Raw genomic sequence first — 17,780 nt, forward strand, 5'->3', positions numbered from 1 at the left:
ATATATTGACTGCACTATGGTCTCTGTCCCATTGCGCCCTCAAGTGTGATCGTCTCACCACTCATGTACTTGAAATCCGGTGATGCGAGTGCCACGCACGCACGTCCAATCTCCTTCTCTACGTCTCCGAAGTGTCCCATTGGCGGCATCTTAACATTTGCCTTGAACGCATCCGGATATGCCTTCTCAAAATTCTCAAGCTGTGATGTCCATGCGAGAGGACATACTATATTGACATTTATTCCGTCAGCTGCCCACTCTGTAGCTGCAACTCTTGTAAGGCCCCTGATGCCTTCCTTCGCTGCCGCATATGCGCACTGTCCGTAATTTCCAAAGAGGCCTGCACCTGATGCAAAGTTGATGACTGAACCCTTTGTCTCCTTCAGATATGGATAGCATGCCTGCATATAGTAAAATGCAGCGTAAAGACCTGAATATATGGCAAGGTCAAACTGTGCTGTTGTGTGATCTGCGATGGTAACGCCTGATGCAGATGCCTGCGCATTGTTGATGAGCACATCTATTCTTCCAAATTCCTTAACTGTCTGCTCCACAACGTTCTTGACGACGCTCTCGTTGTCCGCACCTGCGTTTACATCAGCCTGGACTGCAAGAACCTTGATCCCATATTTGCTCTCAAGCTCTGCCTTTGCATCCTCAAGTTTCTTGACATTACGTCCTGTAAGCACCAGATTGGCACCTTCCTTGGCATATGCTGTCGCTATTCCGTATCCGATGGATCCACAGCTTCCATCGCTGAGAACTGCACGTCCGCCTCCTGTTATTATCGCTGTCTTACCTGTTAAAAAACCCATATGTGTACACTCCTTCCCTAGCCATGACTACTTTCTTCACACCGCATAGATTTCTGTCAACCATAACATATATCTATAATTTCATAGCCCATGTCTATTATTATAGCCACACTACCTACCCAAAACAACACCTTCACATACCTTTAAATGAAAATATTTATGCATATCTTTACTTAACCCACTATCCTGTCCTCTTATTAAAATTTATATAAACTTGCTTGACTAAATCCGATTTCGGATTTATATTGGATAGTGGTGCTTTCCCGATCAAATATCATATATTTTAAGAAAATACTTTCTCATTGCTATGGGTTTAAATTTGCACCCCAATAATAACTAAAGGAGTTTTTTCATATTTTATGATCGCATATAAAGACAGTCATTTACAAGAACAGCTACGCATATTTAACACCCTCTGGAAAGCTCAGGACGATATCTGGCAGGAGGCGGCAAGAAACTCCGGGCTGCCTGAAACTGCTTTCTGGATAATTTATATATTGACCATTGAGAATAAAGCTGAACTTACTCAGGCAGAGCTATGCGACACATGGTTCATACCCAGACAGACATGCAACTCTGCTGTCAAAAAACTGGAAGGCAAGGGACTCATTTCTCTGACAACACACAAAGGTGCAGGGAACATCAAATATTTATCAATCACGGAAAATGGAGTCTCATTCGCCAACAAATATATTACGCCACTGACAAATGCTGATATTTCATCATTTTCGAGTTTTACGGATGAGGAAAGAGAACTTCTGCTCTCACTCATGCAGCGTCAGCTCGATTACCTTAAGAAAGGAACTGAAGGATTATGGAAATAAGACTTTCTGATTCATTTACATATAAAAAGCTTATAAGATATGTGCTGCCGTGCATTGCCATGATGATCATGACATCCATCTACAGCATTGTGGACGGCTACTTTGTCTCCAACATCATAGGCAAGAATCCATTTGCAGCGGTCAATCTGGTCATGCCTGTGCTGATGGCGATATCCGCCATAGGATTCATGATCGGTACGGGAGGCAGCGCACTGACTTCATATTATATGGGGCTCGGGGAAAAGAAAAAGGCAAATGAAGTATTCTCGATGCTGGTGTGGCTTATCATCATCTCGTCCTGCATTGTGGCAGTCATAGGATTTGTCTTCATGCCCCAGATAGTCGAGCTCCTCGGAGCCAGCGATACTATACGCTCAGACGCCATATTATACGGAAGAATACTCATTCTGTCAGAGCCGTTTTTTATGCTTCAGAACAGTTTTCAGAGTTTTCTTACAACGGCAGAGAAACAAAACCTTGGTCTGCTGGTTTCAGTACTTGCGGGTATCACCAACATGGTACTTGATTTTCTTCTCATGTTTGTGTTCCGCCTCGGCATAGCCGGAGCTGCGGCTGCCACAGTGTGCGGACAGATTATAGGAAGTGTAGTACCGCTCATATATTTTGCGACCAACACAACAGGATCGTTAAAACTGACGAAAGCAAAGTTTGACTGGAAGTGTATCTGGAAAGCCTGTGGAAACGGCTCTTCTGAGATGCTTACCAACCTGTCCACATCCCTTGTGTCTGTGGTCTATAACCTGCAGCTTATGAAACTTGCGAATGAAAATGGTATAGCAGCATATGGTGTGATAATGTATGTGTCATTCATATTCATGGCAATATTCTTCGGTTATGCCATCGGAGTCACGCCTATCATCGGTTATAACTATGGTGCCGGTAACAAAAAACAGCTGCACAGCCTGCTTAAAAAAAGCCTTGTGATCACCGCCGTCACAGCCATAACAATGACGGTTTTGTCCGAGGTTCTGGCACTCCCTATCGCAAGAATATTTGTTGGCTATGATGATACACTATGCCGTATGACCCAGACCGGTATGATGCTTTTTTCCATATCATTCCTGTTCTGCGGATTCAACGTATTTGGCTCAGGTTTCTTCACAGGTCTAGGCAACGGGCTTGTATCCGCAACCATATCTTTCCTCAGAACACTGGTGATACAGCTTGCAGCGGTGTTGATGCTGCCTATGGTGTTTGGCATCAATGGAATCTGGTGTGCTGTGGCCGTAGCGGAGGCTGTGACCCTTGTCATAACTATCACCTTCCTTATAAAAAATAAAAAGAAATACGGATATTAAACAAAATAAGCCGGAGTATGTGATTTTTAATTATCACGCACTCCGGCATTTTTACATCGCCCTATTCACTATGTTCTTAAGTTCCGGATAGCTGGACACAGCCAGTACATCCTCGTCCGTCTTGTTCTGCAGCGACAAATACCACACCGGTGTCATTCCAGCATTTTTCGCTCCCATGACATCCTTCTTGTAGCTATCGCCCACATAGATGACCTCATCGTTCTTTACGCCCAGCTTTGTAGCTATCATATCGAACATCCTGCGGTTCGGCTTTTCTATACCAGCCTCCTCGCTTGTTATCATTGCGTCAAGTCTGCCCGTAAGTCCAAGTCTGTCTATCTTCCTGAACTGGATATGCGCAGTCATATCTGTACAGATACCAATCTTTATTCCTCTGGCTTTCATATCATCTATAAACTCCAATGCCCCGGGGAATATGGATATCTTGTTCAGGAAATTGTTCCAGAAATAGTTGTACACCTGCAGGTCATACTTAAATGGTGATACCCCCAGAATCTCCAGCATCTTCTGGAAGTACAGCACCCTATTGTGCTGCGCCGCCATATCCCAGGCAGAGAGCTGATCCTTTACCATGTCTCTGCCTTCTTCAAAGGCTTTCATCACTGTCACTTCATCTATATGAAGAAGTTCATTTGCCACATATCTCACAGTGTCTTCCACTGCCTTATCATTCTCGTGAAGGCAGTCGTATAATGTATCATCTAAATCAAATACTATTGCTCTTATCATATCTACCGGCACTCCCTTCGAACTTCATCGGTGATCGTTGTTCCACCGGACTTATACCAGTTGTCCACAAAACTGTCAAATTCATCCAGATCTGCTTCACCTGTAACTATCTTCAGGTAAGTATTGCTCTCCAGATTCTCAAGGTGCCACCAGTCTGACACCATGGTCTCAGTCTCACCGAAGTACAGAGATTCGACTTTATTTGTACGCGCATCATTGAGGATCTTGCATGCAGTTATACGGGATGTATATGCCGCCCAGTCCTCCGATGACGCATTATCTTCATTCTTGAGATATGACTCACACGCCTCATAATAAGATTGTTCCAGCAGATTCAGATCATCCGGCTGCCTTATGCCAGAGAACACGTGGTTCAGCTCGCCATAGCATATCTGAAGTGCATTGTTGTAGTCCACGTTCATTGCAAGTGGTCTTGCGGTAGGATCCACATTGAGTTTGTAGTAATCCTTTATAGCCTGATTGTCTTTGTCCTCATATCTTACATAGTCGAACAGCACACTTATTATCTTGCACACTATCTCCGGGTGCTCATATCCCTTTCTGACTACCACGAAGTTGCCATATGGAACCTGAGTGTGATAACTCGTTGAGCCGTTTTCCTCTGTGGCAAGCAGATATGGTTCCCACTTTGCTGTTGGATCGGCCGCTACAGCGTCCATAAGAGGATTATTTGGCGCCCACCATGGTCCAAAGAATGAACCACACTGTCCATTCACTATGAGTTCTATTATGTTGCTGCTTGTCCGCATGAGGAAATTCCGATCCAGAATCCTTTCCTCGTACATCTCATGTATATGCTCCAGAGCCTTCTTTGCCTCCGGCTGTACAGAACCATACACAACCTTTCCGTCCTCATCCTTTATCCACTGTTTCGGAAATGCCCCATATGCGGCAAATACAATGTCGAGTGTGTACTCGCTGCTATAACCACAACCGCCGCAGAGACTTGTGTCTGCCACCAGCCCTACGGTACTTCCTACACCATTATTTCCCGGATCTTTCTCAATAAACTGCCTGATGATCTCCTCCGCATCCGAAAGTGTTCTCGGAGCCTCAAGTCCCAGCTTATCCATCCAGTCTTTTCTAAGCCATATCAGATTTGGTCCATCTGATATATTTGTCTCAGGTATGGCCATGATACGGTCATCAAATGTGACCACATCCATAATACTGCTGCCATAACTCTTATATATGTTCTTTATCGTTTCACTCATACAGTTGTTATAACTGTCTGTGAGATCCTCGATCATGTCATTTTCCACCAGATACTGCAGCTCATCCATGTCCTGGACGATCATCACATCCGGAAGATCCTTCTGTGCTATCACCATGGATACATTATCATCATACTGATTATCAGCAGCCTCAAATATATCCTGGTTCTGCACATTTAAGATTTCATTTAATATCTGTGTGTATGCGTTATTTTCATACGTTTCTCCCTGTGGGAGATTTGAATTATTTGCACCGGACAGCTTTCCCAGGGTATAGGTGAGCTGTTCCGGATACCTTCCAAGCGGCGTTGTCTCCGCAATATGCATGGCAGACTCATATTCTGCATCTGTGGTCGCCTTAGACGGGTTGGAGGGGGTGTTATTGTCCTGGCAGCCACATATTATTATAAGGGTAATTGTTAGCACACATGTTATTATTTTTTTCAGATACTTCATTGCTGGCATATGCTTTCCTCATTCCACTTAGGTTTTGCAAATAATTTCATATATTATCCTTAACCCTTTACGCCTCCAGACATGCTATCCTTGTAGCACTTCTGCATTATCATAAAGAGAATGATAATCGGTACGGATATCAGCACTGCGCCAGCCGCAAATGAGTTGAACCAGTTGTACACATACTCTTTCTCGAGCATGTTCCAAAGTCCGATGGATACTGTGTAATAGTCCTTGTTGGCTCTGCATATAACCTTGGCAAACACGAAATCAATCCATGGTGCAAGGAACGAATTCAGAACCGTATAAACTATGATCGGTCGGCTGAGTGGTATGATGATCCTTGTAAATGACTGCCATCTTGTAGCACCATCAAGGTATGCTGCTTCTTCCAGCGACTTTGGTATAGTATCAAAGAATCCTTTGGCGATATAGAATCCAAGTCCTGAACCGCCTGAATATACGAGTACCAGAGCAACCCTGATGAGTGAGCCTTCTGAAAGTCCCAGAACCTTAAGGATGTAATACACAGCTATCATAGCCATGAATCCCGGGAACATTCCAAGGATAAGTGCCACATTCATAAATGGCTTTCTCAGTCTGAAACGCATTCTTGACATACAGTATGAAACTGCAAGCACGAACGCTGTTGATATTATACATGAGAAAATTGCTATTATCAAAGTATTCTTGAACATCTGCATGAAATTCAGAATACCTGTGTCTGTAAAAAGCTTTGTATAGTTTGCCAGAGTCAGAGACTTTGGCAGCAGAGTTGAAACATACTGTCCTTTCTCTCCTCTGAAGCTTATCATGATTATCCATGCGATCGGCAATACCCAGATAACCGAAAGGATTACCAGTATGATATGAACCACGATGTCTCCCAGTGTCCATTTGCTTCTTGCTTTAATCTCATTATTATTTGATTTAGCCATTACTGAAATCCCTCCTCATCTTTATATGATGCGGTGTTGTGGTAAGTTACCAGTGACACAACAGCGAGAACTATGAATGTCATTATACCTATAACAGCACCTAAGTTGTAGTACTGATTATCAACCGTCAGCTTATAGAGCCATGTGACAAGAAGATCTGTCTTTCCGGCAGTCTTTCCAACCGGGGTAGGCGCTCCATTTGACAGAAGGTAGATAACGTTAAAGTTGTTTATATTTCCTGCAAATGTTGTTATCAGATATGGTGCTGTGACAAACAACATATAAGGAAGAGTGATCTTGAAGAAGATCTTTACCGGGCCTGCTCCGTCAACTCTCGCAGCCTCGTATATCTCCTCCGGTATGCTCTGGAGAATTCCTGTGACCTGCATGACGGTAAATGGAATTCCTATCCAGATATTGATGACAATTACCATGACTCTGGCAAGTGTTGCATTGCTCCAGAATGGAATAGCATTGTCGATTATTCCGTTATTTATAAGTAATGTATTGACGATACCATTCTGACTGAAGATCGTTCTCATCAGAAGAAGTGATACGAACTGTGGAACCGCTGCTGAGAGCATGAAGATTGCTCTCCACATACCTTTTGCCCTGGTTCCCTTTCTGTTGATCACCATTGCGAGTATCATTCCAAGGAAGTAGTTACTGAATGTGGCTGCCACAGCCCAAACAAGTGTCCAGCCAAGCACTGACCAGAATGTACTTCCTATTGCATCACTAAAGTTCAATATCTTTGCAAAATTCTTCAGTCCAACCCAGTTGAATATAACTGTATGTGAATCAAGCTTGCTGTAATTTGTAAATGCCATAAATATCATGAAAACCAATGGCAATATCGTAAATACAACGACTCCAAGTACAGGAAGTGGAAGAAGGAATGCATGAAGATTGCTGTCAAACAGACTCTTCACATCGTCCTTGAACTTTGGAACCTTTTTGCCTTTATCCCACAGGCAATACGCTTTGTATGCGCTCTCTATACTTACTACCCAAAGGCAGATGAATGCGAAAATTATAAACAGTGTTGCCACACCGTACAGGAGCATGAGCAGAGAGTTGTCACCCTGGGTATATTCAAATACACCCTTTGCATCATTCCAGACCTTCTGCTGTTCCTGACCACCCAGATGGAAGATATCCACCAGTAGTGATGCTCCATGCTTTATCATAAACCATATAAACAGTACCTCAAGTACCAGGTACGAAAATCCCTTTACAAACTGTTTTCTGACTATGCTTCCAAACCCCAAGATCAGAAATGAAATTCTGGTTGCTATGTCTCCATTTGCCGCTGCCTGTGCAACGGTATATGGGTAATCAGATCTTCGTATTTTCTTTATTTTGCTTTTTTTATTTGTTATAGCCTGAGCCATCCTAACACCTCCGTCTCAAAGTAAATTATTATCTCTTCTTATTACAAGTGCCCCATCACCTGTAGATGAATGGAGCACCTGTTTTTGAAATATATAACTAGTATTTTTACTGTGCTACATCAGTGTTAAGTGATGTGTTGAATGACTCTGTCATATCTGCTGCGTTGTCGTGTGTAACCTCACCATTTACGAGAGACTTACCAAAGTTTTCTGCTGGTGTCCAGTAGTTGCTCATCTTAGGAACAAATGGCTGGATGAATGCTGTTGTATCGAATGTTGCATTCTGAGCTGTTACAAGTGCATCGCCCTTAACTGCATCGCTCTCAAGAAGGCTTGTGTTACATGGAACGATGTTTCTTGCTGTGTAGTGTGACTCCTGTGATGCCTCATTTCCAAGGTAGAGTGCAAGTGCAACTGCAACCTGTGGATACTCACAGTTAGGATTTACAGCGATTGCCTTTGATCCTGCAAATGAGAGGAGCTGCTTGTCCGCACCGCCGATCTTGGCTGTTGGCATAACTGCGATTCCGAGATCATCTCCAAGTGCATCGTGTAATGCTGCGTAGTCCCATGAGCCTGAGAACATTGCTGATATTGAACCATCTGTCATACCTGAGATACCAACACCTGACTCATCGTTTACAAAATTCTTGTTGTTTACAAGATCTACCAGGTAGTCTGTAACAGCCTTGCCGTTGTCACCACCGAAGTTGATTCCTGCATCATTGTCTGTACCATCACCGAATAATGTTCCGCCATTTGCAAGGTAGAATGCTGCGATGTACCATGAGTTTGAGAGTGGGAATGAAACCTTACCCTTCTCAAGCATTGTGTCAAGGCTCTTTACATCATCCTCTGTAAATGTCTTCTTGTTGTAGTACATAAACCATGTATTTGTTGTAAATGGCACACCATAGATACCTCCATCAACTGTGATAGAATCTACAATCGCCTGTGAATTTGTTGACTTAACATAATCTGCTGTGCTTCCGCCGAGCTCTGAGATAGCACCTGCATCGATCAGAGTCTGTAACTGGTCATTTGCGAACATGTATACATCTGCTGACGCTGAAACATCCTGTGTTACAGTCTTTCCAGCATCACCCTCACTACATGTACCATACTCAAATGTGATATCCCAGTTTGGATGCTCTTTCTTGAATGCCTCACATGTTGTCTGTAACCACTCGCCGTAATCAGGTGACTGATCCTCAGCTGGTCCCCAAACTGTAAGTGTTGTCTTGATCGCCTCTTCCTCTGAAGCTGCCTCTGTTGCATCTGTAGCCTCTGATGCATCACTCTTTGCTGCTGCTGTTGTTGACTCGTCCTTTCCTGAATCTCCACATCCTGCCAGCATTGACATTCCCATTACACCCGCAAGTGCAACTGCTGCAAATCTCTTAACTCTCATAACCGTTCCTCCTTAAAAATATAGTTTTGATTGAATGTTTTTAACACCTTTGCAGTACCTTTACCTTATGTCATTATTATAAGAAAACGTTTCCAATCCGTATATATCAATGATTTTAGAATCATGTTGGATTTTTTAGATATGTTGTTTTTTTGATGGGCGGGCGCCACTCCGGAGTGTGCCGCGGATATCCGCCGTTATGCATTGTTATTATGTCCACAAAAGTATAAAAAAATGTACCTTTTGAGCTTTAATAAGCTTCAAAAGGTACATCCACTCTTCGTATTTTTTATAATTTTTCTAGTTTTCTACTCTCTTTGGGAAGTGGAGCATTACTTTCGTGCCGGCTCCCGGGGTGCTGTCTATTTTTATTGCATACTGTTCACCGTAGTAGAGTTTAAGCCTCTCGTTTACATTTGACACACCGTAGCCATTGGACGACTTGGACAGGATCAGGGCGGCCTGGGTCTTTGTCATACCGACACCGTTGTCAGATACGGTAAAGTCAATGAAATCTCCATTCTCCTTTCCCTCTATGCGTATCTCTCCTCTGCCGTCAGTCTTGACGTCAATTCCATGCCCTATCGCGTTTTCAAGCAGCGGCTGGAGTATCAGATTCAATGTTTCGTATTTTAAGATACTGTCATCTATGTCGTACACCACATCAAAGCTGTTGTCATGCATGGCAAGCTGGATATCAAGATACGACTTGATATTTGCTATCTCATCTTTGACAAGCAGGATGTTTTTTCCTTTGTTCAGGGCTGTCCTGTAGAATGTGGACAGAGACAAGGTGATCCGGCTTATGTCTTCCTGCTCCGCCTCAAGGGCTTTCCAATTGATCATAGACAGAGAATTGTACAGGAAATGCGGGTTGATCTGGGCCTGAAGTGCCCTCATCTCGTATTCTTTTTCCTTGATCTTGCTCTGATATACCTCATTGACAGTCTCATCAAGGCGCTTACTCATGCTGTTGTAGCCATTTATAAGATCACCAATCTCATCTGTACTGTCATTTTCTATAACCATGCCCAGATTTCCTGTCTCGGTGGCCTTCATAGTCTTCTGAAGATTTTTGATTCGCTTCGTTATAAATTCTGATACCATATTTATACATAATATACCTGCGAGCATACTTACCAGAAGTGCCGCCACCGCTATTATAAGTATCGGACGAACCGATGAGATTATAAGTTTGTTCGGTTTGTATACACATATGTTCCAACCGGTCGCCTTGGACGTCTTATCTATGAACTGATACCCTGAATTTTCCATCTCTCTCAGGGCATCGAATTTATCCACATCCAATTCATATGCTGACTGCTCATCGGCAAATGTATTCTTGTTGAATATCATATGTCCATACTCATCCTCTATGATAAGCCCATAATTATCAAACATTGTCTCTGTATAAAACGGTTGAAATACACTGTCATAATCCACGCCTACATACAAAACACCCTTGGCACCTTTCTGCTCCAGCATAGCCATCCGACTGACTGAAAATGCAGTTCGGCTTTCCAGATCAATATGCCAGTGTATATTGTTATCCAGATCATCATATGCATGCGTTCCATCCGCCAGATCTTTTAACGGTGCAACTGTTGACCCATGTTTCACATCACTGGCGTCAGTATATATCGTGACCTGATTTACATCCTCATGGAAATACATGATCGATGCCAGCAGGGGATCGATCACCGTACTGAACTGCTCATAATTCTGATATGCCGATTGATCCGCACTCAGTATCTTTGCAATCGACTGGTTATACGATATATATTTAGAGAGGTTGTTATATATCTCCAATTCATTGTCCATGGAATCCGTGGTCTGGCTGACATAAGATTCCAAGATTGTTGTCTCCCGGGCCCACAGGATCTTTTTCATCTCCATATATGTTATACCCAGTATTATCATAACAGGCACAAGTCCGGCCAGCAGATAAATAACAACCATTTTGCCAGTCAGCTTCATATCACGAAATCTCTTCTTGACTCCACCTTTGTTCATCTACGATCCCCCTGCTTAACGAGTTCTGCAATCGTCCTTTTCCAAGTCTGCTGTATGTCTACTCACCGCCTGCAACACCGCTCTCCCTGAATTTCTGAGGGCTCACTCCATAAAACTCCCTGAAACTCGAGCAAAAATAGGATACATTCTGATAACCACACATCGCACCTATATCTACAATCTTCGCCATACTATTCTCAAGCATATCCCTTGCCCGCTCCATTCTGTATGACTTGATAAATTTGCTCAGGTTCTGTCCCGTCTCTTTCTTAAACACTGTGCTGAGATAACTTGGGGCAAGATATACCATATCCGCAAGCATATCTATGCCTAGCTCGCTCCCGTAATTCCTGTAAATATACTGCTTTACTATCTCCACTTCCTTATGTCCGGTCTGACTCTTGTCCTCAAAGCAGGCCGCGAGTCTGTCTATCGCAACCTCGACAAGACCTGTAAGGCTCTGAAAATCTGTCGTCATATACATCTTTTCAACATCCTTGTTAAGATCCGCCTCACCGGTCCCATCTATACTGCCGTATATGTCCTTCAAAAGATTTGAGTAGAGAAACTTTATATATATCTGTGAGCACTCATTCTTGTGCCTGTACTTTTCACAGAATTTGTCAAAATGTTCCCTGAGTGCCTCCACATCCTTCATCTTGATGTCCTGTTTCATCTGTTTCATGAGAGTGTCATCATCAAACTGGATCATTCCTGACGAATCGCTCTCCATATTTGGGTAGAACACCTTTATCTCCGGATGATAAAACTTATTGTCCATAAGCTCATCAAGCTCATCGACCTTCTGTTTCATGTCCTCAGGGTTCTCTATATCCGATGAAACTGCTATAAAACATTCCTCATCGTAATCACTTTTAATTATCCTGGCAAGCTCCTGGGCCGTGTAAACCGCATCTGTTTCATCGCCCAGAAAAATAAGTTCCTGCTGTTGATTCAGATTGAGGTATCTCTGTATTCCAAGTGCCATTATCTTCTCATTTTTCTTGAAATCTACATCTCGTCTTCCAAAGAAATCGTGATTAAATTCAACCAGCAGAATTCTCTTAAATCTGGCGAAATTCAGGTTCAGACCGTTGTACTCTCTGCGTATACTCTCTATATCTTCGCCATTTACAAGCATATATAGCGCATGCTCATAAAGGAATTCCATGCTCTTGCTCTTGAGCTCATCCGAGGCTTTAGCCGCCTCTAGCTCATCCACAACCTTCTCCAACGTCTCCTTAAACTCCTTCGGGTCGACCGGTTTCAATATATAATCCACAACTCCCAGCCTTATTGCTCTCTTTGCATAGTCAAATTCATTGCAGCCGCTGAATATCACACATCTCATTTTCTTCTTCTCATTTACCACATTGTCAATGAGTTCTATGCCGTCCATGAAAGGCATCTTCACATCGGTGAGGAGGATATCATAATTCTCCTGACGCATCTTCTCCAATGCATCAAGACCGTTTACCGCCTCGTCGATATCAAATTCCATATTCAGCTTTTTCAGGAGGAATCTTATCCCGTTTCTCTCTATTCTCTCGTCATCAACGATCAGTATTCTATACATCTCTCCACTGCCTTCCTTTTTCTTGATGTGAACTGATTTCGTATCACATTCCAACTTTAGTATATTTAATTATAACCAACTTACTTCTCATATGCCACCTAAAACCATCGCAAGAATTCTTTATTTAAATCAAATGGGGTCATCAAAAGGGGACGGAGGTGCCTGACCCCTCCGTCCCCTGCTGTGAAATAAACTAAGTTTTATATTATAATCTCCAAATGTCCTTGTTGTACTCAGCGATGGTTCTGTCTGATGAGAAGAATCCAGCCTTGCTGATGTTGACAAGTGCCTTCTTTGCCCAAGTCTTACGATCCTCGTAGTCTACAAGTACGCCTTCCTTGGTCTTGATATAATCTTCAACATCGAGGAGTGTCATGAACCAATCCTTTACGATAAGTTCGTTGTGAAGTCTCTCAAGGCTTTCCTTCTGTCCGATCTCAAGGAGCTCATCGCTCACGATGAAATCAACAAGCTTCTTGATCTCAGGCTGCTCGTAGTAATCCTTTGACACATAATCAGCCTTTGCATAGTGGTCGATGACTGCCTCGCTTGACTCGCCGAAGAAGTAAATGTTATCCTCGCCGACAAGCTCTCCAATCTCAACATTTGCACCATCTCTTGTTCCGAGTGTAAGCGCGCCGTTCAGCATGAACTTCATGTTTCCAGTACCTGATGCCTCCTTTGATGCAAGTGAGATCTGCTCTGAAATGTCACATGCAGGTATGATCTTTGCTGCCTTTGATACATTGTAGTTCTCGATCATGACAACCTTGAGGTATGGACTTACCTCTGGGTCATTATCGATGAGCTGCTGCAGGCAGAGGATGAGATGAATGATATCCTTTGCGATGGTGTATGCAGGAGCTGCCTTTGCGCCAAATATTACAGTCACAGGAGTCTTTGGAAGATTTCCTGCCTTGATATCGAAGTACTTGTGGATAACCCAGAGTGCGTTCATCTGCTGACGCTTGTACTCATGAAGTCTCTTAACCTGTATATCAAAGATAGAATTCTCATCTATGTCAATGTTCTGTGTCTCCTTAAGGTAATCCTTGAGAACGACCTTGTTCTGCTTCTTGATATCCATGATCTTGCCAAGGACTGCATCATCATCATAGAACTTAGCGAGGTCATTCAGTTTCTCTGCATCCTTCTTGTAGCCGTCACCGATGAGCTCTGTGATATATGCTGCAAGCTGCTCGTTGCAGTGGAGAAGCCATCTTCTGAATGTGATACCATTTGTCTTATTGTTGAACTTCTCAGGATAGATCTTGTAGAAGTTGTTCAGCTCAGAATCCTTGAGGATCTCTGTGTGAAGGTATGCAACACCGTTTACGCTGTGGCTATAGTGTATATCAATGTGTGCCATGTGCACTCTCTGATCCTTGTCGATGATATATACGCTCTCATCCTTATATCTGTTACGAACCTTCTCATCCAGTTTCTTGATGATAGGAACAAGCTGTGGAACAACCTTCTCAAGGTAAGCAAGCGGCCACTTCTCAAGAGCCTCTGCAAGGATAGTGTGGTTGGTGTATGCGCACACCTCTGTCACGATCTCTGTAGCCTCGTCAAATGATATTCCCTCAGCGGTAAGAAGTCTGATGAACTCAGGGATCACCATTGAAGGGTGTGTATCATTGATCTGAACTGCTGCATAATCAGCCAGGTCGTGAAGATTTGAACCCTTTGCCTTAGCCTCATCAAGAATGAGCTTTGCACCATTTGCCACCATGAAATACTGCTGGTAGATACGGAGAAGATTTCCAGCCTCATCGCTGTCGTCCGGGTACAGGCAGAGTGTCAGGTTCTTTGCAATGTCTGTCTTGTCGAAGTTAATTCCGCCCGGCTCCATGATGGACTCGTCAACGCTCTCGATATCGAAGAGGTGGAGCTTATTTGTTCTGTTCTCGTATCCGGTTACATCTATATCGTACATTCTTGACTGGACTTTCAGATTGCCAAATGTGATCGTGTTGGTAACGTCTGTCTTCTCGAGCCAGCTGTCTGCCTCAATCCAAGGATTTGCAGTCTCCTTCTGGTAATTGTTCTCAAATACCTGCTTGAACAGACCCATGTGGTAATTAAGTCCAATTCCATCTCCGTGAAGTCCGAGGGTTGCCATGGAGTCGAGGAAACATGCTGCAAGTCTTCCAAGACCGCCATTTCCAAGTGATGGTTCCGGCTCAACCTCCTCTATGTCATAGATGCTCTTGCCATTCTCAGCAAGCACCTGTTTAACCTCGTCAAATACACCAAGGTTGATGAGATTGTTCGAGAGAAGCTTTCCAATGAGGAACTCTGCTGAGATGTAATAAACCTTCTTCTGTCCCTCCTCTGAAACCTTTCCGTCTGCGAGCTTCTTTGTCATATCAAGGAGTGCGAAGTATATCTCCTCATTTGTACAATCCTTGATCTCCTTGTTGTATTTCTTCATGCAAATATCCTTTAACATAATATCCTCCTTACAAATATACGTCTTCACCCTGTTTCTTCCATACAGTCTGGTGAGATCCCTTAATTTATCTATATGTTCCTGTGTAAATTCCCATGTTGCTCCCTTGGTAAGCCGCCACTTCCAGTTGCCGCCAAGCGTTGATGGATAGTTCATTCTGGCGCTGTTGTCCTTGCCCAGAATATCCTGCATCTGAAGTATGACAGTGTCCGCTGAGCTCATGTAAAGTGCATGTATCATCTTCTCTGCCACATCATCCAGGCTGTTCGCCATGAGGTACTTCATCATATATTCCTGAAGCTCCTCACTCTGTCCGCTGATATAGCTTTTCAGCATATCATTATCGTGGGTTCCGATATACGCTACGTAATTCTTTGCGTGATTGTGCGGCAGATATTCATTTGCCGTATTACCGTCAAATGCAAATTCCAACACCTTCATGCCCGGATAACCGGATTCCTTCACCAGCTTCTGAACCTCTGGCACGACCACGCCGAGATCCTCAGCTATAACCTTGGATGAACCTATGGCGCTGTCTATAGCATCGATGAGCTTCTTTCCCGGTCCCTGTCTGTAGTAGCCGTCCTTCGGCTCTCCATTTGCCGGAATGCTGTAGTATCTGACTATCCCGATAAAGTGATCTATCCGGATCACGTCGTAGAGCTTTGCAGATGCAGCAATTCTCTTCTTCCACCACGCGAAATCATCCTTCTCCATGACATCCCAGTCATAAATCGGGTTACCCCACTTCTGTCCGTAGCTTGAGAACATGTCCGGCGGGCACCCTGCCACAACTGACGGTGCCAGACTTCCAGAAAGCTGGAACTGATCCGTGTTCGCCCACACATCCGCACTGTCCAGTGCAACATAGATCGGAATGTCACCGATGATGCTTATTCCATTTCTGTTGGCGTACTCTTTTAATGGCATCCACTGCTCGTAGAACTTGAACTGAAGGAATTTGTAGAATTCCACGTCTTCACCAAGCTTTTCTCTGTAAGCTGCCATAGCCTCCGGCTTTCTCTTCTTGATCGCCGGTTCCCACGCAAGCCATTCTCTATTGTTATGATCAGCCTTGATCGCCATATACAGCGCATAGTCATCTATCCACTGTTCATTTTCCTCTATGAAATCTACGTAATCCCTGCTGTCTTTGTGCTCTGATCTGCCAAATGCTTTTCTGAGAACTTCAAATCTCTGTCTGTATATTCTGGCGTAGTCGATCTCGTCATCACTGTCAGCCCATTTGTAGGATTCTACCTCCTCTTTCTTGATAAGCCCTTCAGCTATCAATGTATCCAGATCGATAAAATACGGATTGCCCGCAAATGCTGAAAACGACTGATAAGGACTGTCACCGAAGCTTGTTGGTCCTATCGGAAGCACCTGCCAGTACTTCTGCCCTGCTCTTTTCAACATATCAACAAAATCATAAGCATCTCTTCCCATGGTTCCAATTCCATATGGTGATGGGAGGCTGCTTATCGGCAGGAGTATTCCTGCGCCACGCTCCAACGCTTTACTCATATATGATACCTCCTGAACAGTTCCTGTTATGGCTTGTATTTTATTAGCATTTCCCCTTTTATGCTTGCATTATATAAGCAATTAATTGTACAATTCTATCATATTGATGATGTACAATATGTAAAAGCTGTAAAAAATCGTCGAATTAACAAAAAGGAGGCACATGGTTATATGAACAGTCTTGAATACGAAAATCTTCTGGAGAATAAGACCCATGCGGACCCGATGTTTCCGTACAATACTTACCTGTGCTCCATACCACTTGACTTCAATTCTGTGTCTCTGCACTGGCATGAATTTATGGAGATTATCTATATCAAAAAAGGCAAGGGAAATGTGACTGTGGACTTCACAACTCACTATGTTGAGGAGGGTGACATAGTCATTATCCTGCCAGGACACATTCACGGAATCTCCCAGCACGAAGGCTATTCAATGGAATATGAGAATATTCTTTTCTCCGTCGACATGTTCAGATCCAGAAATCACGACTCACTGGACAGCGAGTTTTTCCTGCCTCTGCTGGCGGGCGACGTGGATATCAAGAGTATTTATGACAGGGACGATCCATTATATCCGTCTCTTTCCGCGTGTCTTAACAGGGTAGACAAGCTCTGCTCAGAGACGCCAAAGGGATACCACCTTGCACTTAAGGGATGCTATTTTGAATTCTTCTACATTCTCTATGCCAACTCCACCGCAAGGGATGAGGCAGACAGGAAGAACCGAGCCAGGGATCTGGAGAGAACAAAACTCATCCTCTCCTACATAGACGAAAATTACAAAGAGGCCATATCCATAACGGATATAGCCTCCTACTGTGGATTCTCTGAATCCCATTTTATGCGATTTTTCAAGAACACCATGGGGGTGTCATTTGTATCATATCTGAACGACTTCAGGCTGAATGTTGCCGCAAGACTTCTCTCCTCCAATGACGAGAGCATACTCTCCGTCGCGGAGAACTGCGGCTTCTTCAACCTGTCCTACTTCAACAGGATGTTTAAGAAGAAATACGGCATGACTCCGGGTAAATACAGGGATAATCATAACCTGTAAGCGGCCTC

The 17,780-nt window shown here is 43.6% G+C and carries 12 protein-coding genes and 1 pseudogene; 3 read left to right on the plus strand and 10 right to left on the minus strand.

Going from position 1 to position 17,780, the window contains the following annotated elements; translation table 11 throughout:
* Positions 1-14 precede the first annotated feature (14 nt).
* On the minus strand, positions 15-815 hold the full coding sequence (locus tag ABUA31_RS05560; RefSeq protein ID WP_022215951.1) for an SDR family NAD(P)-dependent oxidoreductase: 801 nt from the start codon (positions 813-815) through the stop codon (positions 15-17).
* 359 nt (positions 816-1,174) lie between these two features.
* Between ABUA31_RS05560 and ABUA31_RS05565 the strand changes: the two genes are divergently transcribed.
* Positions 1,175-1,639, plus strand: a complete 465-nt coding sequence (locus tag ABUA31_RS05565; RefSeq protein WP_015534104.1) for a MarR family winged helix-turn-helix transcriptional regulator — start codon at positions 1,175-1,177, stop codon at positions 1,637-1,639.
* The gene (locus tag ABUA31_RS05570) at positions 1,630-2,958 is read left to right on the plus strand and encodes an MATE family efflux transporter (RefSeq protein WP_004851560.1); all 1,329 of its coding nucleotides are present in this window, start codon (positions 1,630-1,632) and stop codon (positions 2,956-2,958) included. Before ABUA31_RS05565 ends, ABUA31_RS05570 begins: the two co-directional genes overlap by 10 nt.
* Positions 2,959-3,009: 51 nt before the next feature.
* On the opposite strand, the gene ABUA31_RS05575 is transcribed toward ABUA31_RS05570, so the two are convergent.
* From ABUA31_RS05575 to malQ, 9 genes and pseudogenes are all read right to left on the minus strand, one after another.
* Positions 3,010-3,708, minus strand: a complete 699-nt coding sequence (locus ABUA31_RS05575; protein WP_015534106.1) for an HAD family hydrolase — start codon at positions 3,706-3,708, stop codon at positions 3,010-3,012.
* A 2-nt stretch (positions 3,709-3,710) separates the two neighbouring features.
* Positions 3,711-5,408, minus strand: coding sequence for an extracellular solute-binding protein (locus ABUA31_RS05580; protein ID WP_349818859.1), 1,698 nt, complete (start codon positions 5,406-5,408; stop codon positions 3,711-3,713).
* Positions 5,409-5,458: 50 nt separating this feature from the next.
* Positions 5,459-6,337, minus strand: coding sequence for a sugar ABC transporter permease (locus ABUA31_RS05585; RefSeq protein ID WP_022215950.1), 879 nt, complete (start codon positions 6,335-6,337; stop codon positions 5,459-5,461).
* Entirely contained in the window at positions 6,337-7,731 is a 1,395-nt protein-coding gene (locus ABUA31_RS05590; protein ID WP_055223556.1) for a carbohydrate ABC transporter permease, read from the minus strand. Before ABUA31_RS05590 ends, ABUA31_RS05585 begins: the two co-directional genes overlap by 1 nt.
* Before the next feature lie 106 nt (positions 7,732-7,837).
* Positions 7,838-9,142 (minus strand): extracellular solute-binding protein, encoded by a 1,305-nt coding sequence (locus ABUA31_RS05595; protein ID WP_022215948.1) that lies wholly within the window; start codon positions 9,140-9,142, stop codon positions 7,838-7,840.
* 300 nt (positions 9,143-9,442) lie between these two features.
* The gene (locus ABUA31_RS05600) at positions 9,443-11,155 is read right to left on the minus strand and encodes a sensor histidine kinase (RefSeq protein WP_055280579.1); all 1,713 of its coding nucleotides are present in this window, start codon (positions 11,153-11,155) and stop codon (positions 9,443-9,445) included.
* Positions 11,156-11,213: 58 nt separating this feature from the next.
* The gene (locus ABUA31_RS05605; RefSeq protein WP_015534111.1) at positions 11,214-12,731 is read right to left on the minus strand and encodes a response regulator transcription factor; all 1,518 of its coding nucleotides are present in this window, start codon (positions 12,729-12,731) and stop codon (positions 11,214-11,216) included.
* A gap of 205 nt (positions 12,732-12,936) precedes the next feature.
* On the minus strand, positions 12,937-15,186 hold the full coding sequence (locus ABUA31_RS05610; RefSeq protein WP_243104892.1) for a glycogen/starch/alpha-glucan phosphorylase: 2,250 nt from the start codon (positions 15,184-15,186) through the stop codon (positions 12,937-12,939).
* A 48-nt stretch (positions 15,187-15,234) separates the two neighbouring features.
* Positions 15,235-16,713, minus strand: a pseudogene (gene malQ, locus ABUA31_RS05615) (4-alpha-glucanotransferase); the annotation flags it as partial.
* Positions 16,714-16,884: 171 nt separating this feature from the next.
* Between malQ and ABUA31_RS05620 the strand changes: the two are divergent.
* Positions 16,885-17,772: an AraC family transcriptional regulator gene (locus tag ABUA31_RS05620; RefSeq protein WP_055223552.1), complete on the plus strand. Its 888-nt coding sequence runs from the start codon at positions 16,885-16,887 to the stop codon at positions 17,770-17,772.
* Positions 17,773-17,780: the final 8 nt, after the last annotated feature.

Origin of the sequence: Coprococcus sp. RTP31081st1_H1_RTP31081_211007, from assembly GCF_040227275.1 — a bacterium.
Taxonomy (GTDB): domain Bacteria; phylum Bacillota; class Clostridia; order Lachnospirales; family Lachnospiraceae; genus Coprococcus; species Coprococcus aceti.